Annotated in this window: 21 protein-coding genes; 15 read left to right on the forward strand and 6 right to left on the reverse strand. The window is 38.1% G+C overall.

What is annotated here, in order from left to right:
- Positions 1-96: 96 nt before the first annotated feature.
- The 9 genes from nirB to AADJ06_RS12100 all read left to right on the forward strand — a co-directional run bounded on the left by nirB (position 97) and on the right by AADJ06_RS12100 (position 10136).
- A complete protein-coding gene (gene nirB, locus AADJ06_RS12060) occupies positions 97-2625 on the forward strand; it encodes a nitrite reductase large subunit NirB (RefSeq protein ID WP_341226707.1) in 2529 nt (842 codons plus the stop codon).
- Between the two features lie 27 nt (positions 2626-2652).
- Positions 2653-2997 (forward strand): nitrite reductase small subunit NirD, encoded by a 345-nt coding sequence (gene nirD, locus AADJ06_RS12065; RefSeq protein ID WP_341226708.1) that lies wholly within the window; start codon positions 2653-2655, stop codon positions 2995-2997.
- Positions 2998-3067: 70 nt separating this feature from the next.
- On the forward strand, positions 3068-4501 hold the full coding sequence (locus AADJ06_RS12070; protein WP_341226709.1) for an ATP-binding protein: 1434 nt from the start codon (positions 3068-3070) through the stop codon (positions 4499-4501).
- Positions 4502-4504: 3 nt separating this feature from the next.
- Positions 4505-5158 carry a response regulator transcription factor gene (locus AADJ06_RS12075; RefSeq protein WP_341226710.1) on the forward strand — a complete coding sequence of 218 codons (654 nt, stop codon included), beginning with the start codon at positions 4505-4507 and terminating at the stop codon, positions 5156-5158.
- Between the two features lie 9 nt (positions 5159-5167).
- Complete coding sequence (locus AADJ06_RS12080; protein ID WP_341226711.1) at positions 5168-6277, forward strand: cysteine desulfurase family protein; 1110 nt, start codon at positions 5168-5170, stop codon at positions 6275-6277.
- Between the two features lies 1 nt (position 6278).
- The gene (locus tag AADJ06_RS12085; RefSeq protein ID WP_341226712.1) at positions 6279-6848 is read left to right on the forward strand and encodes a hypothetical protein; all 570 of its coding nucleotides are present in this window, start codon (positions 6279-6281) and stop codon (positions 6846-6848) included.
- Positions 6849-6853: 5 nt separating this feature from the next.
- Complete coding sequence (moaA, locus tag AADJ06_RS12090; protein ID WP_341226713.1) at positions 6854-7834, forward strand: GTP 3',8-cyclase MoaA; 981 nt, start codon at positions 6854-6856, stop codon at positions 7832-7834.
- An 11-nt stretch (positions 7835-7845) separates the two neighbouring features.
- Entirely contained in the window at positions 7846-9276 is a 1431-nt protein-coding gene (gene araA, locus AADJ06_RS12095; protein WP_341226714.1) for an L-arabinose isomerase, read from the forward strand.
- 122 nt (positions 9277-9398) lie between these two features.
- The gene (locus tag AADJ06_RS12100; protein ID WP_341226715.1) at positions 9399-10136 is read left to right on the forward strand and encodes an L-ribulose-5-phosphate 4-epimerase; all 738 of its coding nucleotides are present in this window, start codon (positions 9399-9401) and stop codon (positions 10134-10136) included.
- A gap of 134 nt (positions 10137-10270) precedes the next feature.
- Here the strand turns inward: AADJ06_RS12100 and AADJ06_RS12105 are convergent, their stop codons facing one another.
- Both AADJ06_RS12105 and AADJ06_RS12110 read right to left on the reverse strand, forming a co-directional pair.
- Positions 10271-11461 carry an MFS transporter gene (locus tag AADJ06_RS12105; RefSeq protein WP_341226716.1) on the reverse strand — a complete coding sequence of 397 codons (1191 nt, stop codon included), beginning with the start codon at positions 11459-11461 and terminating at the stop codon, positions 10271-10273.
- Positions 11462-11539: 78 nt separating this feature from the next.
- Complete coding sequence (locus AADJ06_RS12110) at positions 11540-12760, reverse strand: TlpA disulfide reductase family protein (protein WP_341226717.1); 1221 nt, start codon at positions 12758-12760, stop codon at positions 11540-11542.
- A gap of 87 nt (positions 12761-12847) precedes the next feature.
- On the opposite strand from AADJ06_RS12110, the gene rsmH reads away from it, so the two are divergent.
- From rsmH to AADJ06_RS12135, 5 genes are all read left to right on the forward strand, one after another.
- Complete coding sequence (gene rsmH / locus AADJ06_RS12115) at positions 12848-13765, forward strand: 16S rRNA (cytosine(1402)-N(4))-methyltransferase RsmH (RefSeq protein ID WP_341226718.1); 918 nt, start codon at positions 12848-12850, stop codon at positions 13763-13765.
- Positions 13766-13893: 128 nt separating this feature from the next.
- Positions 13894-14265: an FtsL-like putative cell division protein gene (locus AADJ06_RS12120; protein WP_341226719.1), complete on the forward strand. Its 372-nt coding sequence runs from the start codon at positions 13894-13896 to the stop codon at positions 14263-14265.
- 14 nt (positions 14266-14279) lie between these two features.
- Positions 14280-16373 (forward strand): penicillin-binding protein 2, encoded by a 2094-nt coding sequence (locus AADJ06_RS12125; protein WP_341226720.1) that lies wholly within the window; start codon positions 14280-14282, stop codon positions 16371-16373.
- Positions 16374-16375: 2 nt separating this feature from the next.
- Entirely contained in the window at positions 16376-17596 is a 1221-nt protein-coding gene (locus AADJ06_RS12130; protein WP_341226721.1) for a M14 family zinc carboxypeptidase, read from the forward strand.
- Positions 17597-17601: 5 nt separating this feature from the next.
- Entirely contained in the window at positions 17602-18369 is a 768-nt protein-coding gene (locus AADJ06_RS12135; protein ID WP_341226722.1) for a hypothetical protein, read from the forward strand.
- Between the two features lie 762 nt (positions 18370-19131).
- On the opposite strand, the gene AADJ06_RS12140 is transcribed toward AADJ06_RS12135, so the two are convergent.
- The 4 genes from AADJ06_RS12140 to AADJ06_RS12155 form a co-directional block, all read right to left on the reverse strand.
- A complete protein-coding gene (locus AADJ06_RS12140; protein WP_341226723.1) occupies positions 19132-19782 on the reverse strand; it encodes a hypothetical protein in 651 nt (216 codons plus the stop codon).
- Between the two features lie 202 nt (positions 19783-19984).
- Entirely contained in the window at positions 19985-20629 is a 645-nt protein-coding gene (locus tag AADJ06_RS12145; RefSeq protein ID WP_341226724.1) for a hypothetical protein, read from the reverse strand.
- A 113-nt stretch (positions 20630-20742) separates the two neighbouring features.
- Positions 20743-21975, reverse strand: coding sequence for a D-alanyl-D-alanine carboxypeptidase (locus tag AADJ06_RS12150; RefSeq protein ID WP_341226725.1), 1233 nt, complete (start codon positions 21973-21975; stop codon positions 20743-20745).
- A gap of 24 nt (positions 21976-21999) precedes the next feature.
- The gene (locus AADJ06_RS12155; protein WP_341226726.1) at positions 22000-22686 is read right to left on the reverse strand and encodes a DsbA family oxidoreductase; all 687 of its coding nucleotides are present in this window, start codon (positions 22684-22686) and stop codon (positions 22000-22002) included.
- Positions 22687-22765: 79 nt separating this feature from the next.
- On the opposite strand from AADJ06_RS12155, the gene AADJ06_RS12160 reads away from it, so the two are divergent.
- Positions 22766-24340, forward strand: coding sequence for an NAD(P)/FAD-dependent oxidoreductase (locus AADJ06_RS12160; RefSeq protein ID WP_341226727.1), 1575 nt, complete (start codon positions 22766-22768; stop codon positions 24338-24340).
- Positions 24341-24349 lie beyond the last annotated feature (9 nt).

A 24349-nucleotide genomic window follows, 5' to 3' on the forward strand; every position in this document is an offset into this window, starting at 1 on the left:
GCCATACATTTGAACTAGCGAAATATACTTAGGTATAACTAAATATTTGTTTCGTACTATTTAGTTAATTGTTGTATAAAATATTTTTAATTAATAATGGAAAAGTCCAAAATTGTAGTAATCGGAAATGGAATGGTAGGGTACAAGTTTTGTGAAAAGGCTATATCCTCTTCTTTAAGAACTCAATTAGAAATCGTGGTTTTTGGTGAAGAACCTAGACCTGCGTATGACAGAGTGCATTTGAGTTCTTATTTCGGTGAGAAAACTTTGGAAGAGCTTACCATGGCACCTTTAACTTGGTATGAGAAAAATAATATCAGGATTCATTTAGGAGACCCCGTTTTAGAGCTCGATAAAGAAAATAAGAAAGTTACCTCTCATAGAGGAGTGGTAGAGTCATATGATTACTTGGTTTTTGCTACGGGTTCGGGTGCATTTGTTCCGCCAATTAAAGGAGTAGAGCTTGATGGTGTTTTTGTTTACAGAACTATTGAGGATTTGGACATGATGAAATCTCATGCCAAAAAAGCAAAAACTGGTGTAGTGATAGGTGGTGGCCTATTGGGGCTAGAAGCTGCCAAAGCTTTGCTTGACTTAGGTGTATCTGATGCACATGTGGTGGAGTTTGCTCCTCGTTTGATGCCAAGGCAGATAGATGCTGCGGGTTCTGGTGTCTTAGAAAGCAAACTAGCAGAGCTAGGTATAAAAGTGCATGCTAATAAGAATACCGAAACATTTTTAGGAGACGATACCGTTAGCGGACTTAAATTTTATGATGGTGAAACGCTAAACGCAGAAATGGTGGTTATTTCTGCAGGAATTAAGCCCAGGGATGAGCTAGCAAAAGCAGCTGAATTGAAAACAGGTTTACGCGGAGGAATTGAAGTAAATGAATCAATGGAAACGTCGCAGGAAAGTATTTTTGCCATTGGTGAGTGTGCCCTTTACGACGGTATGATTTATGGTTTGGTGGCTCCTGGGTATGAAATGGCCGAAGTGGCATTAAATAGTATTGCGAAGAAAATCATAAATGATGTAGTTTCTAAAAGGTCTGAGTTTACTGGTTTTGATATGTCTACTAAGCTAAAGCTAATTGGCGTTGACGTAGCTAGTTTTGGGAATGCCTTTGCAGAAGCACCAGGTTGTAAAACTATCACTTTTGAAGACAGAGCTAAAGGAATATATAAGCGTGTTAATGTTTCTAATGATGGTAAAGAGCTTTTGGGTGGTATACTAATTGGGGATGCTGAACAGTATAATATGCTGTTGCAAACAGTAAATAATAAATTGCCTATTCCTCAAAATGCAGAAGAACTTATTATAGGCTCCAGAGGTGGAGAAGATGATGGTGCAGGCATCATGGCTATTTCAGATTTTGCTTTGATATGTTCTTGCGAAGCCGTTACCAAAGGAGATATTTTAGAAGAGGTAGAAAAAGGGTGTAGCACTTTAGACGGTTTAAAGAAAGCTACAAAAGCCTGTACAGGCTGCGGAGGCTGCACGCCAATGGTCAAAGATTTGCTTAACGCTGGCTTGGTCGCTCAAGGTGTGTTTGTCAGGAATGTCATTTGTGAGCATTTTGATCATACGCGTCAAGAGATTCTGAGTTTGACAAAAATGAAAAACCTTAAAACTTATGACGAGGTTTTAGATACTTTAGGTACAGGAGATGGTTGCGAAACTTGCAAGCCAGCTGTTGCTTCTATTTTAGCAAGTTTGTGGGGCGAAAATGTTTTAGAAAAAGGCAGAATTACTGCTCAAGATTCTAATGATAGGTTTTTGGCAAATATTCAGCGTGGAGGTACTTATTCCGTAGTACCAAGAATTCCGGCTGGAGAAATTACACCTGATAAACTAATAGTGATAGGTAAGGTGGCCAAGAAATATGGCCTTTATACCAAAATAACCGGTGGTCAGCGTATTGATATGTTTGGTGCCCACGTAAGCGACTTGCCAAATATATGGGAAGAGTTAATTGATGCTGGTTTTGAAACAGGCCAGGCTTACGGAAAATCTTTAAGAACAGTGAAAAGCTGTGTAGGAACTACCTGGTGCAGGTACGGTGTGCAAGATGCCGTTAGTTTTGCCATCGAGGTAGAAAACAGATACAAAGGTCTTCGCTCTCCGCACAAGTTAAAGGGGGGCGTTTCGGGTTGTGTTAGGGAATGTGCAGAAGCTAAAGGGAAAGATTTTGGAATTATAGCTACCGAAATAGGGTGGAATCTTTATGTAGGAGGAAATGGCGGAGCCACACCACGTCATGCGGAGCTTTTGGCTACCGACTTAAGTGACGAAAGATGTATCCAGCTAATTGATAGATTCTTGATGTTTTATATTCAAACAGCCGAGCCTCTTCAGCGAACAGCCGCATGGATGGACAAAATGGAAGGGGGTATAGCGTACCTAAAAACGGTCATTATGGATGATGTTTTAGGGATTTGTGAAGAACTAGACGAAGGCATGCAAAAATTGGTAGAAAATTATAAATGCGAGTGGACAGAAGCGGTGAATAATCCTGAAATCCGTAAGCAGTTTGCTCATTTTGTGAATGCTCCTGAAGAGAAAGACCCTACTGTGGAACTGGTTCCTTTTAGAGAGCAAGTAAAAGCAAAAGATTGGAATTGATATTTACCCAGAATAAACTTTAAAAAAATGGAAACAGTTTTAGAAACAAAAGCATGGGTAAAAGCATGCAAAGTAGAAGATATTCCTGCCAATGGTGGAGCATGTGTGATGATAGATGGAGAGCAAATTGCAATTTTCAATTTCGAAAGAAGAGGAGAATGGTATGCTACGCAAAATCTTTGTCCACATAAGCAGCAAATGGTACTTTCAAGAGGGATGATAGGTGCCACAAAAGATGAACCAAAGGTGGCTTGTCCTTTTCATAAAAAGAACTTCTCTTTAAAAACCGGAGCCTGTATGGGTGAAGAAGATTATCAGTTAAAAACTTACGAAATTAAAGTAGAAGGAGACGATGTTTTTGTAGGCATTTAAGTTACTGATAGCTAATAAGCTTGAGATTTTCCCTATCTTGAATTTTTAATTCATGAGGGTGTTTCTATAAATGAATTCCATAGATAAAACAGTAGCGGACAGACTTACTGGCCAGTATATAGTGGCTTTGGCCATAGTGGCTTTATTGACCATTTTTGGTCATACGCTTATTCAAATTTCCCTTTTTGATGTTTCTGATAATAGCCACGTGGTGAACCTCGCGGGGCGTCAAAGAATGCTTTCACAAAGGCTCACAAAACTCTTTTTACTTAAAAGGTATGACCCTCAAAAATGGAATGCAGAATACCAAGAAATTTTTAAATCTAGTTTTGACGACTGGCAAAGCACACACGAAGGTTTACGAGATAATGACCTGAGAGACACACAGAAGTATGAAGTCAATAATTCTCTATTGATAGACGACATGTTTAAGGAAATTGCTCCTTTTTATAAAAACATGCAGGTGGTTTTCAATGTGATTTTAGAAGATGGCTCTTTATCAGCATATGATGTATCTTCCCTGTTAGAAAGTGAGTCTGATTTCCTAAAAACTATGGATAAGATAGTTTTTCAATATGACCAAGAAGCCACACAAAGGGTCGCTATTTTGAGGGCGTTTGAGTTTCTTATTTTGTTTTTAACGCTTTTGACGCTTTTCGTAGAGTTTATTTTTATTTTTAATCCTCTGGCCGATTATGTTAAAGGGGTAATTAAAGAACTCAGTAGTTCTGAACAGAATTTGCTTTCTGCTAATAATCAGCTTTCGGTTTCTAATAAAATGCTTTTAAAAACGCAGGTTGACTTACAAAAAGCCACACAAGACAAGTATGAGAATAGGAGAAAACAAGACCAAGTACGGTCGGCATATTTATTAGAGGGACAGGAGGAAGAACGGAAGAGAATGTCGCGTGAAATCCATGATGGACTTGGGCAAATGTTGACAGGTATTAAGCTGAGTTTAGGAAGGCTGAATTCGCCTGATATGAACCCTAAGCTTAGAAAGGCTTATGAGCATATGAAGCAACTTACCAACGAAACCATAGAAGCCACTAGAGTCATTTCCTTTAATTTGATGCCAACGGCTCTAAATGATTTTGGGATTGCTTCGGCTCTAAAGATTTTTGCTCACCAAGCTCAAAATGAAACTGATTTGGAGGTTTTCATAGAGGCTTCCAGCCCCGAGAAGCGGTATACGCAAAACATGGAAATTAACATATATAGAATTGTTCAGGAAGCACTAAATAACATCATCAAGCATGCAGACGCTAAAATAGCAAAGGTGAAACTGCATGAAAATAATGGACTCCTAGAGCTAAGTATAACGGACAATGGCAAAGGCTTTGACCAAGAAAAACTGAAATCTACTCGACAGTCTTTGATTCATAATGGCCTTGAGAATATGAAAATGAGGGTAACACTGCTAAATGGCACTTTTAGACTTACCACATTAGAGGGAGAAGGAACTGATATTTTCATTAAATTGCCGTTTGAATCTATTGAATGATTAATGGCGGAGATTAAAGTTTTGCTGGTGGACGACCACGAAGTGGTACGTAAGGGAATGAGTTTCCTTTTAGAAGACGAACTAAGTTTAGAAATAGTAGGCGAGGCCAGTGGTGGAAGAGAGGCTTTGGAGAAAATTCCAGAATTAAATCCAAACTTAATCTTATTGGATATTAATATGCCTGAAATGAATGGCATAGAAACCGCAGCACACATTTCTAAAAGGTTTCCTAAAATCAAAGTTTTGATATTTTCCATGCATAACGACCCAGATTATATTCTAAAAAGCATTGAAAGTAAGGTGGATGGTTATATTCTTAAAGATGCTGAAAAAGAAGAAATAGTGAAAGCCATGCATGTGGTGCATAATGGCGAGAAGTATTTTCCACCAGAGGTGTCTGCCATATTGGTTTCTGCCATGCAAGGAAATTCTACCATGAAAAGCTTTAATGCTAATCAGAAAGTTTTAGGGGTTTTATCTAAAAAGGAGGTAGAGGTTCTGAAGTTTATTGCAGACGGAAAAAGCAGTAAAGACATTGCCGAAAAGTTGGGTCTTAGCATAAGAACCGTGAGTAATCACAGAGCGAATATGCTTAAAAAGACCAACCTGAATAATACTGCGGAGCTAGTAAGAATTGCCAGTACAGAAGGACTTTAATTTAGGCTTATGAATTACCCTATTTATCTTGACTACGCCGCCACCACGCCTTTAGATAAAAGGGTTTTAGAGACCATGTTACCTTATTTTACAGAGCATTTTGGTAATGCCGCTAGCAGGTTTCACGCTTATGGTTGGGAGGCAGAAGAGGCCATTGATATGGCCAAAGGAAAGATTGCCAAAAAGCTGAACTGGCGTACGGATGAAATAGTATTTACTAGCGGAGCTACAGAATCAATAAACTTAGCTTTAAAAGGAGTTTTTGAAGACTTTAAAGGTCACTTGATTACGGTTCAAACAGAACATAAAGCTACTTTAGACACCGCAGCGTATTTAGAAAGCAGAGGTGTCAAAGTTTCGCAATTAGCGGTCAATAGCGAGGGGCAAATTGACTTGAATGAATTAGAGAAAGCTATTCAGCCAGATACCAAACTTATCTCCATCATGCACGTTAACAATGAAACAGGTGTGATTATGCCAGTTTCGGAGGTGATAGCTTTAGCCCATAAAAAGGGAGTCTTGGTTCATGTGGATGCTTCGCAATCTTTGGGTAAATTAGACTTACCAAAGGATGCAGATTTGATAAGTTTTTCTGGACATAAAATATATGGGCCGAAGGGAGTTGGGGTATTGTTGGCAAAGAAAGAAGTAAAGCTTTCAGCACAAATTCATGGCGGTCGCCATCAAAGAAACAGAAGAAGCGGAACACTTAATGTGCCCGGAATTGTTGGTATAGGAGAGGCGGTGTCAAAGTGTAATTTGAAAGAAATTGAGGCTCAAGCCTTATTGAAAACTGACTTTGAAAATGAGCTTACCAAAGAGTTGCCTTGTGTGAAAATTAATGGGAGCAAAAACGACAGAATAGGAAACATCACAAACCTATGTTTTAAAGGTTTAGATGGAGAGGAGCTTTTGATGAAGTTAAGTAAAATTGCTATTTCAAATGGCTCGGCATGTAATTCGGCATCCACAGAGCCATCTTATGTTTTAAAAGCAATGGGACTTTCAGAACAAGATGCTTTTAGCTCTTTGCGTTTTAGTTTAGGGAGGTTTACCACAAAAGAAGACATGGAGAATGCAAAAGACCATGTGATAGAAACGGTTTACACAAAGGGTTGATATGAGTATAATAAATTCGAAGACCTTTTTCAATTTAAGATCGGTTACGGCTGTCCCACATTCTTTACATATTCAACTTATTCTTGACGGTAACCCGTATTTGCCAAGAGAATTTAACTCAAGAGATTTTAAAACTTACAAGTTGGAAGTACACTTACTGTCTCAGAATCCTAAAGTATTGGATCTACTAGAAAGACAGATAGGTGAATATATTGAAATTTCAAAAGAAGGTGGCTTTCTGCTCTTTTCAGATGAATGGTCTTTTGTTGGAAAATTAGAATTCGAAAAGTTTGAGGAGGTAATCCTAGAATATGGAATTGATGACTGGCAAAAGGAATATCAATCTTTAATTGAGATATATTATAAAGAGTATGATAGTAATATAAAAGAATCTAGAGATAATAGAGTTTTTATTGACAAGTTGAAGGTTTTCCTTGATAAAGAGATAAAGAACACCGAGCTCAAAAATACTTTTTTAAAGCATACAGATAAAAGCAATTCAAATCAGAAGAAAATGGATTTGGCTGTTAAAATTTTAAATTTGATTGAAATTTACCAAGCAAGTAGATAAAAATTATGCTAATAGATAATCACGGAAGACCAATAACTTACTTAAGATTGGCGGTTACAGACCGCTGTAATCTTCGGTGCTTCTATTGCATGCCAGAGGAAGGAATTTCTTTCTTGCCGAAACCGCATTTGCTGACTTTTGAGGAAATGCTAAGAATGGTCAGAATGATGGCAGAACTTGGAATCACAAAGGTCAGAATTACAGGTGGAGAGCCATTTGTTAGAAAAGAGTTGATGAGCTTTTTGAAAGCTTTGGTAGCTATTCCGGGCATTGAAAAAGTCAATATCACGACTAATGGCGTTTTGACGGAGCCGCTCATTCCTGAATTAAAGGCTTTGGGCATAAACTCTATCAACCTTAGTTTAGATACCCTAGACAGAGAGCGATTCAAAGAAATGACCCGTAGAGATGAGCTTCCAAATGTTTTAAGAACTTTGGACGCTTTACTGGAGCATAAAATTGACACTAAAATTAATGCGGTGGTGATGGCTGGTAAAAACGACCAAGACATTTTACCCTTGGTTGGTTTGACTAAGGAAATGCCGGTTTCGGTAAGGTTTATTGAAGAGATGCCCTTTAATGGCAGCGGGCTGAATGAAGCGGCATTTATGAGCTATCATAAAATCATTGATATTATTAAAGAGAAGCACCCTTCTTTGGCGAAACTAAAAGATGAAGCCAACTCTACATCTTATAATTATAGTATTGAAAATCATCAAGGAAATGTGGGGGTGATAGCGGCTTTTAGTAGAACATTTTGTGGAACGTGTAACAGAATTAGAGTAACGCCAACAGGTACCTTAAAAACATGCCTTTATGATGACGGCGTGCTGAACATTAGAGATTTATTAAGGACAAATACGGACGATGCGGAGATAAAAGAAATTCTCACAAAAGTATTTACCAACAGACATAAAGATGGTTTTGAGGCGGAAGCCAATAGGAAATCAATAGTAACAGAAAGTATGACCACCATCGGTGGCTAAATATTCAACCCATGATTAAGTTAGAAAATTTTGAAGTTTGGTTTATCACAGGAAGCCAGCATTTGTATGGAGAAGAAACGCTTCGTCAGGTAGACGAGCATTCTCAAGAAATAGTAGACTATTTTCAGGCCTCTAAAAATATAGCGGTTAATGTCATTTTTAAGCCAGTTGTAAAGTCGCCAGAAGAAATTTTGAGCACACTTAGTGCCGCCAATGCCAAAGAAAACTGCGTAGGTGTAATCACTTGGATGCATACATTTTCCCCAGCAAAAATGTGGATTAATGGCCTAAACGCCATTCAAAAGCCATTGCTACATCTTCATACGCAGTTTAATAGAGATATTCCTTACGCTGATATTGATATGGATTTTATGAATCTAAATCAGTCGGCTCATGGCGATAGAGAGTTTGGTCATATACTGACCAAAATGAAAATCAATAGAAAAACGGTGGTGGGGCATTGGCAAGATCCAGAAGTTTTAGAAAGCATTAATGTATGGTCAAGAGTAGCGGTAGCGGCCAAAGAAATGGCAAGCCTAAAAGTAGCTAGGTTTGGAGACAACATGAGAGAAGTGGCTGTGACGGATGGCGACAAAGTAGCCGCTCAAATGAAGTTTGGTTTTTCTGTCAATACTCATCCTGTAGGAGATTTGGTAGCGTACATTAATAAAGTGACTGATACCGAAATTAAGACACTTATAGAAGAATACAAATCGACGTATAAAATGATGCCTTCCCTAGCTGAGGGAGCAGAGAAATATGAATCTTTGGTAGAAGCTGCTAGAATAGAATTAGGCATAAAAACCTTTCTAGAAGAAGGTGGGTTTGGAGCTTACACCAATACTTTTGAAGACTTGCACGGCATGCGTCAGTTGCCAGGAATTGGCTCACAAAGAATGATGGCAGCTGGTTACGGCTATGGTGGCGAGGGAGATTGGAAAACATCTGCCATGGTAAGAATATTAAAAACGATGGCCACAGGGATGAAAGGAGGAAACTCTTTCATGGAAGATTATACGTACCATTTTAATCCTGAAAACCCTATGGTTTTAGGCTCTCACATGTTAGAAATTTGTCCTAGTATTTGTTCTGGTGAAGTTGCTTGTGAAATCCACCCCTTAGGAATAGGCGGTAAAGAAGACCCTGTAAGATTGGTTTTTAATGGCGATGCAGGTCCTGCTATGAATGTTTCTTTGGTGGATATGGGAGATGCTTTTAGGTTGATAGTAAATTTGGTGCAAGGTTTAGAGGTAACGGAGAAGTTTCCAAAACTACCAACGGCCAGAGTAATGTGGCGACCAGAGCCAAGCATGAAAGAAGGCTTAAAGCAATGGCTAGAAGCTGGCGGTGCACACCATACGGTTTATAGTCAAAACCTGTCTTTAGAATATATGGAAGATTTCGCGAGAATGTTTGACTTAGAGCTAGTTGTGATTAGTTAATTTTGGAGTTTGTTTCTATAAAGTAGCCTACTTAGTCGAGTGTCTTTGGTGTTTTAAATTAATAATGTCAATATAGATTATTATTTACCGACTTTTATAAATACCCAAAAAAATACACGACAATGAAGACGCTACAGTACATTAAGACCAAGAATTTGAAAAAGTATAAAAACTTAAAAGAAGAATGTTACGAAGCCAATCTAGAGCTTCCTAAATTAGGTTTGGTGTTATTTACCTTTGGTAATGTGAGTGCCGTAGATAGAAGAGAAGGCGTTTTTGCGATTAAGCCCAGTGGAGTACCTTATGAAAAATTGAAGGTGGAAGATATGGTAGTTATGGATTTTGATGCCAAGCTAGTGGAAGGCAGAATGAGACCATCTTCAGACACCAAAACACACGCATTACTTTATAAAACATGGAATGACATAGGTGGAATAACCCATACACATAGTACTTACGCTGTAGCATGGGCTCAGGCTGGAAAAGACATCCCTATTTTTGGTACAACACATGCTGATCATACCCACCAAGATATTCCTTGTGCTGCAGTGCTTTCTGATGAGATGATTCAGGGCGACTATGAGTTTGAAACAGGAAATCAGATACTAAATGTATTCAAAGAACGTGGGCTTTCACATTTAGAAATGGAAATGGTTTTACTTCAAAATCATGGACCTTTTTCTTGGGGGAAGGATGCCGCCAAATCTGTTTACAATGCCGCTGTTTTAGAAGAAGTGGCAAAAATGGCTCAGCTTACTTTGGCCATAAATCCAGAAACACCAAGGCTAAAAGAAACCCTTAAAAACAAACATTTTCAACGTAAGCACGGTAAAGATGCATACTACGGGCAGGGTTGTTAATTATCTGAGAAATAGCTCCAAAGGAGCGAAATGTTAATAGCAAGGGGTAAAACCCCTTGCAAATTGACATAAAGCCGATTTCGTTTGGCGTGATTTTTTAATAAAAATCGTGACAAACATTTCATTGATGACCTTTAATTAATATTCTTCACCTTCTTAGCCACAAAAATGCTAAGCAAAATCATACTGATGGCGTAATACCCCACCCAGTCGTAATGGTCAAGGTAGCCATCTTCTCTTTGGATAATTATCAATCCACCAATACTACTCGCTATAGCCTGAGCCATTAGCTGTACACTAGAATTGAACGCCATAAAGCCGCCTCTTTGTTTTGGTGTAACCACACCAGAAACCATTGCTTGTGTAGGTATCAGCCTCCCATTTGAAAAGATGAAAAACAAACCAGAAACAACCAAAACAGCATAAAGCGGTACGGGCACCAAATTGGTGATTAAAAATATTGGGATGCAGGAAAGTAACGCAAAAGTCACGAAAATGGGGTATTTCCCTCTTTTGTCGGCTATTCTCCCAATTATAGGAGCAGAGAAAATTGTCAACAAACCGCCTACTAAATAAATTAAGAATATCTGGTCTTCTTGATAGCCAATATTGGCAACTAAAGAAGGGGCTATGTAGGGGATTATACTAAAATGCCCCAGCATGATTACCACTGAAAGAGCTAAAGCCCAAAGCTGATTTGGTGTTTTAAGAATGTTGGTTAAGACCTCTAATTTCTTTTGTTTCGCACCTTTTTGTTCTAAGTGAGCGGTGACGTTGGGCACAAAAAGCCAAATCAAAATCATGACGATAATACCCAACCCACCTACAGTGAAAAACGGTGCATGCCAGTTAAATTTGGTAGCTAAATATAGCCCTCCAGGTACGCCAATAACAGATGCAAAAGAAAAAGCCATCATAATAATTCCCATGGCCGAGGCTCTTCTTTCGTAAGGGAAAGCATCTGCTACAATGGATAAAACCTGAGAGCCAATCATGCCGCCAAATAAGCCAGTAATGGTTCTGGCAGAAATAAGAATAGCGAAAGTAGGAGAGATGGCACAGGCAAAGGTGCCTACCACAAAGCCTATATAAGCGAAAAGAAGTACTTTCTTTCGGTCAAATCTATCTGCAAAAAAAGCTAAGGTAAATCCTGAAATAGCTGCAGAAACGCCATAAGTAGCTACCAAGAAACCAAACTGCTGTGTATTGATATCGAAAATGTCAATTAGCTGCGGGCCAAGAGGCATCAGAATCATGAAGTCCATGATATGGGTAAAGTTGACACAAGCTAAAACTAGCAGGAGGAGTTTTTCTTTGGAACTCATTATGTTGTTGTTGTACCTTTTAACTACAACAATCCTGGCACTTTAGTTTAGACTTATTCTTATTTCCGGAAGGCATTCTTATTCGGAAACTAGCAGTTCCATAAAACGTTCAAAACCTTCTGTGAATTGTGCATAGTACTCCCCTGTACCTGGGCCAGAAAAACCAGTGTGTATTTTCCTAACTTGATGTTTTTTGTCAAGGTATATGGTGGTGGGGTAGCTCATAATATGATTAAGCATCGGGAGTGATTTATTAGCTTCTGCCTTGTCGATATTTCCTGCCAAAAGCACTTCATATTCCATCCCGAAACGCTTTTTCATTTTGTCAATTTTAGGGTAAGCTATGCTCGGGTCGGTGCTTTTTTCAAATGCCAAGCCAACAATTTCCACATCTTTCTCTGGATTTTCTTTTAGCCATTTTACGTAGAATTTGCTCTCATCCATGCAGTTAGGGCACCAACTTCCTAGTATTTGAACCAAAACTACTTTGTCTTTATACTGAGCGTCAGAAAGTGAAACTGTTTCGCCTTTTGAGTTTTTGAAAGAGAAATCAAATTTATCATAGCCCTCTTTGATAAAGGTTAGGCTGTTTGGGTCGGGAAGTTTCGCATTATCGTCTTTTACGCCGTTCCATGTTTCTTGGTAAAGCAAGCTTGAAGAAAATCGGCCACCCTCTAATTTGTTTTCATTGATTTTAGCTTTGAATAAGAATATATGCGTGCCATCAAAACAAGAAACTTTAAGGCTATCGCCAATCACATTTCCATCCAAGTAACGGTAGTCGCCCGTGCTGGTCAAAAATGTACCTGTTACTTTATTTCCTTTTTGAGAAAAGACTCCCACCGCGGGGTAAACTTTTCCTTCAGGTTCTGTGAAAGAAACCTGCCATTTTCCAGAAACATCATGTTTAGCTGTTTCTGAATCGGGAGCAAATCTATAGGAGTCACCCAAAGAAGCAGAAAAGGCTCCTCTTCTGTCGGTGTTGTTATCTAATTTTTTGGTGTAAACTCCATTCATATTTCCACCTGAAACATGAGCCACTATTTCGGCGTCAAAAACCTCCATAGTAATATGGAGTGAATCGTTTTCGAAAAAGGCATTATCTAAAGCTAGTCTTTCATCACCATTTATAGCAAAAACGCTTATGGAGTCATTCTTTGTTTCTATTTCTAAGTTAAAAGGAATGTTCCCAATTACCGTTGGCACTTCAGCACGCCAAATGCCGTCAATACTTGGTTTGGTTTCACTTTGGCATTGCCATAATAAAACGGCAGTAAGTATTAAAAGAAGTTTTCTCATTGCTACAAAATGTAATTTCTATTCACTAAACGCTTCTCAGCGGACAATTAACTACTTTTGTAAATCAAAAAACTCGCTTTTAAGTTCATGTCAAATCTTGATTATCATGTTCCTGTAATGCTTCCTGAGTGTCTGGAAGGTTTAAATATTAACCCTGACGGTATTTATGTTGACATTACCTTTGGTGGCGGAGGGCACTCCAAGGCCATTGTGGATAAATTAGAAAATGGCAAGCTGTATAGTTTTGACCAGGATGAAGACGCAAAAAAGAATGCAGAGGGGTTTGACAAAAGTAAGTTCACTTTTATTCAGGCTAATTTTCGTCATATCAGAAAATTTCTTCGAGTACATGGTGTCAAAAAAGTAGATGGAATTTTGGCTGATTTAGGAGTATCGTCATACCAAATTGACACGCCAGAGCGTGGTTTTTCTACACGTTTTGACGCAGACCTTGACATGCGAATGAACAGAAAAACGGGGCCTACCGCTAAAGATGTTATAAACAACTACGAGGTAGCCGAATTGCATAAGATTTTGGGTATGTATGGTGAAATTAAAAACGCCAAAACTGCTGCTCAAACAATAGACATGGCGAGGTCAGGTGGCCCCATTGAAACCATAGAACAACTAAAGGATGTTTTAGACAGTTGTGCACCCAAATTTAAAGAATTCAAATATTACGCTCAGGTTTTTCAAGCACTAAGAATTGAGGTGAATGAAGAAATGAAAGCTCTAGAAGAGTTTTTGTTCCAAGTTCCTGATTTACTGAATCCTAGAGGTCGATTGGTAGTAATGTCATATCATTCTTTAGAAGACAGGATGGTGAAGAATTACATCAAGAGTGGCTACCTAGACGGGCATCTTGAAAAGGATTTTTTCGGGAATGTGCTTAAGCCATTAAATGGCGTCACACGTAAGCCTATTATCGCAAACGATATTGAACTTCAAACCAACCCAAGGTCGCGAAGTGCTAAGTTACGTATAGCAGAGAAACCCGAAAAATAGGCAGCGAAACACCCGATTTGTTTTAAGCTTTAAAAAGCTTCAAGTTTATCTCAGAAATGATTTTGGTTTTTTAGAATAGGATTACTTAACTTTGATTAAGTGCTTTAATATAATAATTCCTAATAATCATGTCTTTCAACGTACCTAAAGGTCAGCGGAAAGAGCCATTAATGTCCAGATTGGCCAATAAGTTCAATTTTGGAGAATGGATTTCTGACACCCTAAATATTTCCGAAGAACTCCCCACTTCCATGCTTAAGAAGGTTGGGTTTGCGTTTATGCTAGTTCTTACCTACATCTTTTTTCAGCATAATTTTGAAACGCTTATCAGAGGTTTGGATAAAGCCGAGAGAGAAATCAAAGAAAAAAGAGCAGAGTATATCTCTCACAAATCCTCTTACATGTTTAAAAGTAAACACTCTCAGGTTTCTACGGCCCTAGAGAGCAGAGGTCTTTTGAGGAACATTGAGCCGCCTGTCAAAATTGTAGTAGCCCAATAAAACCGAAAAAGAAAATGAGCAGTATAAAAGGTCAAATTCAGAGTCGGTCTTTGTGGATGTTTGCATTCATGGGCTTAATAGCCGTGACTATTGTTTGGGGAATTTTAAGTGTCCAAAACAATGAAAAATATAAGAACTCAACCGTAGAGAGGAATCTCATTTATGAGAAAGAAATACCAGCTATGCGAGGTAATATTTATGGTTCAGATGGGAAAAGTTTGTTGGCTACATCTGTTCCTTATTACTATGTTGGGCTTGATGTTAAACAGGCGTCAGACGCTGTTTTTAATGCAGGAATTGATGAACTAGCCAAGAAGCTTTCGGTCCATTTTCAAGACAAAACTTGGAATGAGTACAAGTCTCAAATAGTAAGCAAAAGAAAGTCGAAAAGAAGTCGCTATTTAAGGTTGACAGGGAGAAGAATCTCTCATCAAGAAAAGATGGAAATTTCAGAGTTTCCTCTTTTTAAAGAAGGGCCATATAGAGGAGGGGGAGTTTTTGAGAAAATTTCAACACGCTCTTTGCCATTTAATGATATGGCAAAAAGAACTATCGGGAGTTTGGATAGAGACACCAAAACCAGAGGTCTTTTCGGGATTGAGTTTAGCTATAATAATTATTTGGCAGGAAAGAATGGTAAATCTTTGTTTAAGAGATTGGCCGGAGGCGTAAATCAGCCACTAGATTCTGAAATTAATGAAGAGGCTATTCCTGGTCAAGATGTGGTTACTACTTTGGATGTTAATTTTCAAGACATTGTAGAACATGCTTTGAGAGAAAAAGTAACGCAAACAAATGCAAACTTTGGTACGGCTATAGTGATGGAAATAGCTACAGGAGAAATTAAAGCCTTAGCAAACCTTAGTCGAAGAACTAGAAATAATAATACGTCCTACATTGAAGATATGAACTATGCCGTTTTGGCCGCTACGGACCCAGGTTCTACCTTTAAACTGGCTTCTATGATGGCTATTTTAGAAAAAGGAAACCTGAGTGGAAATGATTGGGCGGCCAACTGTACCGGAACTATTATGCACCGTGGTAAAAAGTTTACTTGTGACCATGAACACGGAAACATTACGGTTAAAGAGGTCTTTGAGAAGTCGTGTAATATTGGTGTTTATAAATTAATAGAACGTGTTTTTGGCTCAAACGGCATTGATGATTATTTGACCTATATCTCAAAATACAGATTAGATAAGCCAATCGGCTTTCAGCTCAAAGGAGAGAAAAACCCTTACTTCAAAAATGGTTCAGATAAAACCTACAGTAAGTTTACTTTGCCTTGGATGAGTATCGGTTACGAAAGTCAAATCTCACCTATTCAGATGCTTGCGTTTTATAACGCAGTAGCAAATGACGGCTATTGGGTAGAGCCTTTTTTGGTAAGAGAAATCAAAGAAGGTAATAAGCAAATAGAGCAGTACAATAATGTCAAAATATCAAAGCGAATAGCTCCAGATGATGTTATTGAGTTAGCTCAGCAGATGATGAAAGGTGTGGTAAAAGACGGAACTGCAAAAGGAATTAGCAGTGGCTTCTGTAAAGTGGCCGGGAAAACCGGAACGGCTCAAAAGTTAGACGCCAAAGGTTATAATAAAGGGAGGTACTTTACGTCTTTCATAGGATATTTTCCTGCAGATAATCCTAAATATACCGCAGCGGTAGTTATTGATGAACCTAGGGGAGATTTGGTGTATGCATCGCAGGTATGTGCACCCGTTTTTAGAGATATTGCAGATAAGATTTTTGCTTATGATGTGGCTATTCACCCTGCTTCCATGAAGTTGCAGCAGAAGAATTTGATAGCCAAACAGCAAAAGACCGGAATGGCAGGAGATTTTCAAGAAATAGCAGATGAGCTTGCTATTGATATGGAGCCAATTGAAGTTGATGGGATGGTGAAATTTGGAGTTGCTGAAAATGATTCGGTGTATTGGAAACCTATTAGAACTACAGACGGGATACCAAATGTATCCGGAATGACGCTTAAAGATGCCTTGCCTATTTTAGAAAACAAAGGCTACGTGGTTCGGCACCAGGGTTTTGGAAAAGTGGCCGACTATGGCTTAGTTAATAGTGGAGTAGTTAATTTAATATTGAATTAGTATTGACAGAATCAGACCTTTTATTAACCTACGAACGTATTAAAGAACCTTTTTTTACAAAGAGAAGGTTCAAACATGCCGACCTAGTAAAACTGCTTGAAAAGTGTTCTTTTCAAAAAGAAGAAATAGGTGAATCCTTTGAAGGGAGAGCCATTTTTAAAATCAAGCTTGGAACAGGCAAAAAGCAAGTGCTCCTTTGGTCACAAATGCATGGTAATGAGGCTACGGCTACCATGGCTATTTTTGACATTTTAAACTTCTTTGCAGACTCTTCAAATAGTTTTGTAGAAGATATTTTGACTGGACTTACTTTGCACTTTGTTCCAATGCTTAATCCCGATGGGGCGGAAAGGTTTACCAGAAGAACGGCTCAGCAGATTGACATGAATAGGGATGCTCTTGCTTTGGTTTGTCCAGAAAGTAAGCTTTTAAAAAAGTTGCAAGACGAGATTAAGCCAGCTTTTTCTTTTAACCTTCATGATCAAAATGTGCGGTATTCTGCTGGTGCTACTAAAAACCAAGCAGCTATTTCGTTTCTAGCTACGGCCTATAATGAAGCCACAGATTGGAATGAAAACAGGACTAGGGCCATGCAGGTTATCTGTGAAATGAATGCCATTTTGCAGCAAATCATTCCTGACAAAGTAGGGCGTTTTTCAGACGAGTTTGAACCTAGAGCCTTTGGCGATAATATTCAAAAATGGGGTAGTAGTCTTATTTTGATAGAGTCTGGCGGTTATGGCACTGACCATGAAAAGATGTATTTGCGTAAGCTTAACTTCTTGATAATTTTAAAGGCTTTAGAAAGCATAAATAAGCAGACATATAAAAGAAGGGAGTTGGTAGACTATAATGCCATTCCTACAAATCAGAAATGCCTTTTTGATTTACTGATCAAAAATGTCAAAATGGATGGTGAAAAAGTAGACATTGGAATTAATAAAGACGAGGTTAATATTGATAACGCCACCAACTATGAATTCAAAAGTGTAGTGGAAGATATTGGTGACATGTCAACCTATTGGGGCATTGAAGAGTTTGATGCTACGGGTTTTGAATTGAGGCCTTTAGCCAAATTTTCAGAAATATTAACATCTTATAATGTCAAGAAAGAGGATATGGGGCGTTTAGAGTTTGAGAAAAAGGCTAATTTCGCATTGATGAAAAACGGTGAACTCTGCCATTTGGTTTTAAATGGTGAATTTGTTGCTGTGCCGTCCTGAAAATATTGACTGTCAAACTTAGAATTTTATTCGTTTTATTGATTTCTCTCATTGCTTCGCAAAGCAATGGGCAGAAACTGTGGTCGGTTTATGGCAAAGTTTTAAATAGCAAAAGTCAAAGCCCACTCTCTTCCCTAACAGTTACTAATCAAAGAACAGAGCACGTAGTGGTGACTAATAAGTCGGGTGACTTTTTCATCAGAGCCGCAGAAGGTGATTCGTTAATTATTAAGGGGATTGGTTTTGGAGAAACAGCCATTTATTGGGATAAATCTGTTGGACATCCTACCATTGGTTTGGAACAACAAGCCATTGCCCTGGAGGAGGTGGTGGTAAGAGATAAACGCACTGAAACCATAGAAAGAGAGATAAAAGCCTTTCTGGAAAACCCAAGAAATGCACAAAGCATGAAAAGGGATATAGTGGGTAATTTGGTTAAGACCACGGCAGCAGGAGGCCTTGGTGGTGGAGCAGGACTATCTATTGACGCTCTTTATGACTTATGGAGTAAAGAGGGGAAATCAAAGCGAAAAGCGGCAGAACTAGAGTATCAAGACCTGAGAAGATTTTATATAGAACTGCGTTATAACAAAGGTAAAGCAGCCACTATCACCAATCTGAAAGACCCAGACCTAACCGAGTTTATGGAGTATTGTAAGTTGGGTGACGAGTTTATTCTAAACGCCAGCGACTACGATTTAACCTACCAAATCATGGTATGCCTTAGAGAGTTTAATAACACCGCAAGTTTCCCTGTTTTGAAGTCTAATTAAGCATTAACTTTTCTATTTCTTCGGTGGTATTCTTCCCTAGAATTGGTGGGGTCTTCTTTCCGTAAATGTGATGTCCCTAAGGGACATTTTGGTTTACGACCTTAATCACTTTTACCAATGTTTTGTCCCGCTGGGACAACAGATTGTCGAAATATAACTCTATCTCTGTCAAGTTCTGTAAGGGGATTTTAATTGATATAGATGTCCCGTAGGGACAAAACCTAGTTAGAAGAAGAATGTTTTATTGGTTGAAAATGTCCCATTAGTACCTTGGTGGAGAAAAATCAATCAAAGAACAGGGTGCTCCAATAGGGATATTAGTCGGCATAGGTATTTGTACGATTGTCCCTTTAGGGACAGAACCTCGGTATAACGAGGTTTCTTGTGAGCGAAAGTCGCGTAGTGGCAAAACCTCGGTAGAAGAATGTCTTATGGGTTGAAAATGTCCCGTTAGGGACAATACACCGGTAGAAAGAATTTAGTAAGAGAAGAGCTTGTCCCTTAGGGACAAAACACTAATGAATTTTAGAATATGGTGTCCTTTAGTGGCAAAACCTCGGTAGAAAAATGTCTTATTGGTTGAAAATGTCCCGTTAGGGACGATACCTTGGTAGAAAAAAATCAAAGAGCAGAATGTCTCTTAGGGACAAAACATTAGGCGAATAATCAATAACCCCTCCCTAACCCCTTCCAAAAAGCTAGCCATTTCTTTACGTACAGCACTCACCGGTTTCATAAGGGTGAAACCTTTAGCACAATTCATTATTGGGCCGTATAATCAGTAGTATCTCTTCTAGACCAGTTGTCTTTTACTAAATACATTACATATTCCTCAAAGGTTTTGCATTCAAAACAAGACCCAAAACCATCTGCACTTAAATTCTTATTTTCCATTGACTCAAAAAACTTCTCATTGATCTCCAACTCGCCATTACTTTTACGCTTGAGGTAGTGGCGGAAAATGTTTTTGTAGGCTAGGTCACTTAGTTCTTCGAAAGTATGAGGTGTTTCAGGTGATTTTCTAAAAAGCACAATAGTAGGACCGCCAAAGAAGTACCAATTTCCTTCAATTTTTACCCCATACATATAAGTTAAATCGTCAGAAATATGCTTTTCTCCGATTCTTCTAAGTTCGGCAAATACAATTTTATCTTTTGCTTTGTTCATTGCTATTATTGAATCAACTCTTACTTCTACCGTAGGTTTATAATTATATCCTTCTAGTTGGTTTTTTTTCCAATTGTTTATGGTATCATTTATAGTAATCATCAATTCATCGGAATTGAATGTTTGATGCTGAAAATCTTTAACAATCTCTTTCCTAATAGTACTTACAGAGCCGTCTTTTACTCCACAGGACGAAGTCAATATTATCAAAATCAGAATTGCTTTACTTTTGGTCAATATATCCATTTCTATCTATTCCTTTAACTCTTTCAAACACCCACCAATAATTAGAAATTGAATGAGATTCTATAAAGTCTTTGGGTATGTCTTTACCATTGCCTGCTAATTTTTATTCAATAACCCTCCCTAACCCCTTCCAAAAAGCTAGCCATTTCTTTGCGTACAGCACTCACGGGTTTCATAAGGGTGAAACCTTTAGCACAATTCATTATTGGGTTGCATAATCAGTAGTATCTCTTCTAGACCAGTTTTTTTGCACTAAATACATTACATATTCCTCAAAAGTTTTACACTCATAGCAAGGGCCATATCCAGTAGATACTACTGGGTTGTTTTTGTTTTCCATAGAGTCAAAGAACTTCTCATTTATCTCCAACTCGCCATTTTCTTTACGTTTAAGGTAGTGGCGGAAAATGTTCTTGTAGGCTAGGTTGCTTAGTTCTTCGAAGGTGTTGGGAGTGTTTTGTTTCTTTCTGAATATCACTAAGGTCGGACCAGTAAAGAAATACCATTTCTCTTTAATTTTTGCCCCGTAGAGATATTCAATATCATCTTGTTTACATTCAGGTTTATTACATTGAATGAGAATGGCCCCAATAAGTTTATTCTTTTCTTCATTTAGACAAATTACACTATCCACTAAATATGGAAATGTATGAATAGACATAAATGATGTTAGTCTATTTTCACTATAGACGTTTAATGAGTCATTAATTAGTTTATATATTTCCTTAGTCTCAAAAGTTGAATTATGTGCAGAAAGTTTGTTTTCATCATGACTTGAATGACTATCATTCTTATTACAAGAAAATAATATAACAATAAGTAAAAGAAAGTTTATTCTATTTTTCATTTATAAAACCTTTTTGATCTTTAATTCTATCAAACACCCACCAATAATTAGAAATTGAATGAGATTCTATAAAGTCTTTGGGTACATTTTTACCATTGTCTACTAATTTTTATTCAATAACCCTCCCTAACCCCCTCCAAAAAGCTAGCCATTTCTTTGCGTACAGCACTCACGGGTTTGGTGAAATTATTATTCATTAGGGCAAAAGTTAGTGTTCGGCCTTTTTTAGTTTTTATAAAACCTGCCAAATTATAAACACCGCTCATTGAGCCAGATTTGGCCCAAATATAGATTTCTTGGTTTTGCCCAATTTTTGGCAGAATATAAAATGTTTGGCTTAAACCTATTTCGTTTTTGATTTTTTGAAGCAAGAAAACGAGGTCATTTGGTGTAAATATATTATATCTTGAAAGCCCAGAGCCATCTACCCATCTTGGTTTTTGAGGCAGGTCGGCCAATTTATTTTCTAGCATATAAGTTATGGCAGCTTTTACAGAGAGTGAGTCCGAAATTTGACCACTTGCCATGAGCATGAGTTGCTCTGCCAGCATGTTATCACTGTGCTCTAACATGGGTATAATAAGGCTATCTCTTGACTCAGAAAAGAGCGTAGTGGTTTGGTAATTATAAATATGCTTAGCCTGATAAATAACCGAAACTTTAAGGGTGTCAGAGAGTAAAGCGGCTATGGTTTCACCATCGGTTTTGAATGGGATTTTGAGATTATTAAGACGAGTGCTATCTGCATAAGTAAAATAGTTTTCAGCATCTGCTCTTAAAATCTTCGCTTTTTGATTCCCTACATTTTGAGTGAAAGTTTTAAAATAAGGTGGTTCGGTACTTCCCTGATCAAAAGTTACCAAGTTTCCGTACATCGGAAGTGCCGAAACTTCTGCTTGGTAAGCCTCTAAATAGTCGTCCCACATCCAGCCTTGGCCAAAGTGTTTATCTTGAAAATTGGCATTTGAGAAAACGAGCTTCTTATCAGTCTTACTCTCTAAAAATTCTAATGTCTTATTTTCTAAAAAGTCTTTGCGAAGAAAAGTAGGGTCACCGGTTCCCCAAAAGAAGAGGGTGTCTGGGGTCTCATAATATTTTAAGGCAGGTATTTGCTCTCCTAATAAACTAATGCTGCTATACCAAGTAAAGAGTTTGGTGGTGCTGGCCGGGCTAAAGTATTTGCCAGCGTTTTGTTGGAAAAGGGTGTCACCAGTAACGGTATCAATAAAAAGGTAGCCCAAATGATGACAAACATCATTTGGGCTAATAATATTATTAGTGATTTTCTGAACCTGACAAGCCCCCAATAAGGCTATTAACAAAAGCGAGACGAGGGTGTTTTTCATAAATTGCTGAATTGATGGCTCAATTTAGCAATTCGGGTCATTAATATCACATGATTCTGCTTCGGTAGCTTCCATTTTATTGCTGACATCCTTAATAGTGTCAATGAAAACCTGAGGCGGTTGAGCACCACTGAAGGCATATTTATTATTGAAAATAAAAAACGGAACGCCAGTTACACCCATTTGCTGGTAATTTCTAATCTCTTGCGTTACCCAGTAGGCTATCTCTTGGTCGTTAATTACAGAGAGGGTGTATTCTTCTTCCCAGTCAAATTCTTTCATGATTTTGACCAAAGTTGCGTCCTGAGTCAAATCTAATACCTCTTCAAAATTAGCCTTGAAGAACCTTTCTTTTAAGCTATCTGCAAAACCTTCTTTGCTGGCCATATGAAGCAGTTGATGCATTTTCATGGTATTTGGGATGGTCTTGGCAGACTTAAAATCAAAGTCAATTCCTACACCATCTCCAGCACTTATTAAATTCTCTGCTAGCATTTCATAGCGTTCCATGCTGCCAAATTTATTTGCCATGTATTCCTCTTTATTAGCCCCTTCTGCTGCAATGTTTGGGTCTAACTGGAAAGGATGCCAGTTTATATTAAGGTCGTATTCTTCTAATGATTTTGCCGCCTCTTCTAGTCGTTTTTTTCCTACGTAACACCACGGACAAGCTATGTCCGAAACGATGTCAATGTTGATTTTCTTTTTCATACCTCTTAAACATTTAAAGTTTTGAATAGTTCAAACCGTGGAGAGGTTCTATTTGAATCAATTTTTTGATATTTACGGTATGAGAAGTTACGATGTTGTAATAGTAGGCAGTGGTCATAACGGCCTAGTGGCTGCCTGTTATTTGGCTAGAGCGGGTAAAAAGGTATTGGTTTTAGAGAAGAATGATTACATCGGTGGAGCTACTACTTCTCAAAAAACTTTTCGAGACTTTGAAGCATATTTGTCCCGGTATTCTTATTTGATAAGCCTATTTCCTACTGAAATCCTGGATGATTTAGGTATTCAAATAGAACTTTTGACAAGGAAAACTGCTTCTTACACCCCTTATGGTGAAAATGATGGTTTGTTGCTTAGCAATGAGAGTGAGCATATTTCTAAAGCCTCTGTTTTGGCTTTAGGTTACGGAGAACAAGAGTGGGAAGGCTATCAAAAACTACTTCAGATGCAGGCGGAGTTTGCCGATTTGGTTTGGGACTCTCTTTTAGAGCCTTTGAAATCAAAAGAGGCATGGAGGGAAACCTTTGATGAAAAAGGGAAAATAGATATTTGGGAAGCTTTTGTAGAAAAACCAATAGGCGAACTCATAGAAAAGTATGTCAAATCTGATGTACTCCGCGGAGTTTTATTGACCGATGGTAAAATAGGAGCATACACCCATGCTTTTGATAAATCATTACTACAAAACAAAACTTTTATCTATCATATTATTGGCAATAAAACTGGGGAGTGGCGAGTGCCAAAAGGCGGAATGGGGGCTTTGGTAAGTCAGCTGCATCAAAAGGCGGTGGATTTAGGTGTGGAGTTTGAAACAAATACAGAAGTAGAGACTATCGAAAACAAAGCGGTGTATGTAAATGACGAAAGAATAGAAGCCGAAAATATATTGCTTAATGCCGCTCCGCAATTATTGGGAAAGTTGGTTTCAAATGACTTGAAAGTTAAATACGGGTTTTCAAACGAAAAATATGAAGGTTTAGATGGCACAGCTTTTAAGATAAATATACTGTTAGAGTGTTTGCCAAAATTAAAAGATAAGTCTGTGAGTTCGGAAGAGGCTTTTGCAGGAACATTCCATATCAATCAAAACTATGATCAGCAGGCTCACTCTTTTGAGCAAGCTAAAGAAGAGCAAATTCCAGAGGAGTTTCCGTGTGAAATGTATTGTCATACTTTGACAGATACTTCCATCATGTCAAAAGAATTGACCGATAAGGGCTTTCATACTATCACGGTTTTTGGCCTAGATATGCCTTATTCTCTTTTTTTGGAAGATAATGAAGGGGTAAAGACAATGGTTTGGAAGAAGTTTTTAACCGGAATTAATAAATATTTGGAAGAGCCTTTTGAATCATGTATTGCCGAAGACTCCAACGGCAATTTATGCTATGAGTGTAAAAGTGCCTTAGATTTAGAAAATGATTTGGGCTTGCCAAAAGGAAATATTTTTCATAATGACCTTAGTTGGTTTTTTGCGGAGCATCTAAGTGAAGAAGACACTTGGGGAGTGGAAACGGTGTTTCCTAACATTTTTATTTGCGGCTCAGGAGCCAAAAGGGGCGGAGCTGTAAGTGGCATAACAGGAATAAATGCCGCTATGAAGGTTTTGGAACAAAAAAACCTCTCTGAGCACTAGGCTAGAGAG

The sequence above is a fragment of the uncultured Arcticibacterium sp. genome (assembly GCF_964021845.1).
In the GTDB taxonomy this organism is placed as follows: domain Bacteria; phylum Bacteroidota; class Bacteroidia; order Cytophagales; family Spirosomataceae; genus Arcticibacterium.

Coding starts and splice junctions, on each gene's coding strand:
- nirB (WP_341226707.1), top strand. CDS start 97: ATGGAAAAGTCCAAAATTGTAGTAATCGGAAATGGAATGGTAGGGTAC.
- nirD (WP_341226708.1), top strand. CDS start 2,653: ATGGAAACAGTTTTAGAAACAAAAGCATGGGTAAAAGCATGCAAAGTA.
- AADJ06_RS12070 (WP_341226709.1), top strand. CDS start 3,068: ATGAATTCCATAGATAAAACAGTAGCGGACAGACTTACTGGCCAGTAT.
- AADJ06_RS12075 (WP_341226710.1), top strand. CDS start 4,505: ATGGCGGAGATTAAAGTTTTGCTGGTGGACGACCACGAAGTGGTACGT.
- AADJ06_RS12080 (WP_341226711.1), top strand. CDS start 5,168: ATGAATTACCCTATTTATCTTGACTACGCCGCCACCACGCCTTTAGAT.
- AADJ06_RS12085 (WP_341226712.1), top strand. CDS start 6,279: ATGAGTATAATAAATTCGAAGACCTTTTTCAATTTAAGATCGGTTACG.
- moaA (WP_341226713.1), top strand. CDS start 6,854: ATGCTAATAGATAATCACGGAAGACCAATAACTTACTTAAGATTGGCG.
- araA (WP_341226714.1), top strand. CDS start 7,846: ATGATTAAGTTAGAAAATTTTGAAGTTTGGTTTATCACAGGAAGCCAG.
- AADJ06_RS12100 (WP_341226715.1), top strand. CDS start 9,399: ATGAAGACGCTACAGTACATTAAGACCAAGAATTTGAAAAAGTATAAA.
- AADJ06_RS12105 (WP_341226716.1), bottom strand. CDS start 11,461: ATGAGTTCCAAAGAAAAACTCCTCCTGCTAGTTTTAGCTTGTGTCAAC.
- AADJ06_RS12110 (WP_341226717.1), bottom strand. CDS start 12,760: ATGAGAAAACTTCTTTTAATACTTACTGCCGTTTTATTATGGCAATGC.
- rsmH (WP_341226718.1), top strand. CDS start 12,848: ATGTCAAATCTTGATTATCATGTTCCTGTAATGCTTCCTGAGTGTCTG.
- AADJ06_RS12120 (WP_341226719.1), top strand. CDS start 13,894: ATGTCTTTCAACGTACCTAAAGGTCAGCGGAAAGAGCCATTAATGTCC.
- AADJ06_RS12125 (WP_341226720.1), top strand. CDS start 14,280: ATGAGCAGTATAAAAGGTCAAATTCAGAGTCGGTCTTTGTGGATGTTT.
- AADJ06_RS12140 (WP_341226723.1), bottom strand. CDS start 19,782: ATGGATATATTGACCAAAAGTAAAGCAATTCTGATTTTGATAATATTG.
- AADJ06_RS12145 (WP_341226724.1), bottom strand. CDS start 20,629: ATGAAAAATAGAATAAACTTTCTTTTACTTATTGTTATATTATTTTCT.
- AADJ06_RS12150 (WP_341226725.1), bottom strand. CDS start 21,975: ATGAAAAACACCCTCGTCTCGCTTTTGTTAATAGCCTTATTGGGGGCT.
- AADJ06_RS12155 (WP_341226726.1), bottom strand. CDS start 22,686: ATGAAAAAGAAAATCAACATTGACATCGTTTCGGACATAGCTTGTCCG.
- AADJ06_RS12160 (WP_341226727.1), top strand. CDS start 22,766: ATGAGAAGTTACGATGTTGTAATAGTAGGCAGTGGTCATAACGGCCTA.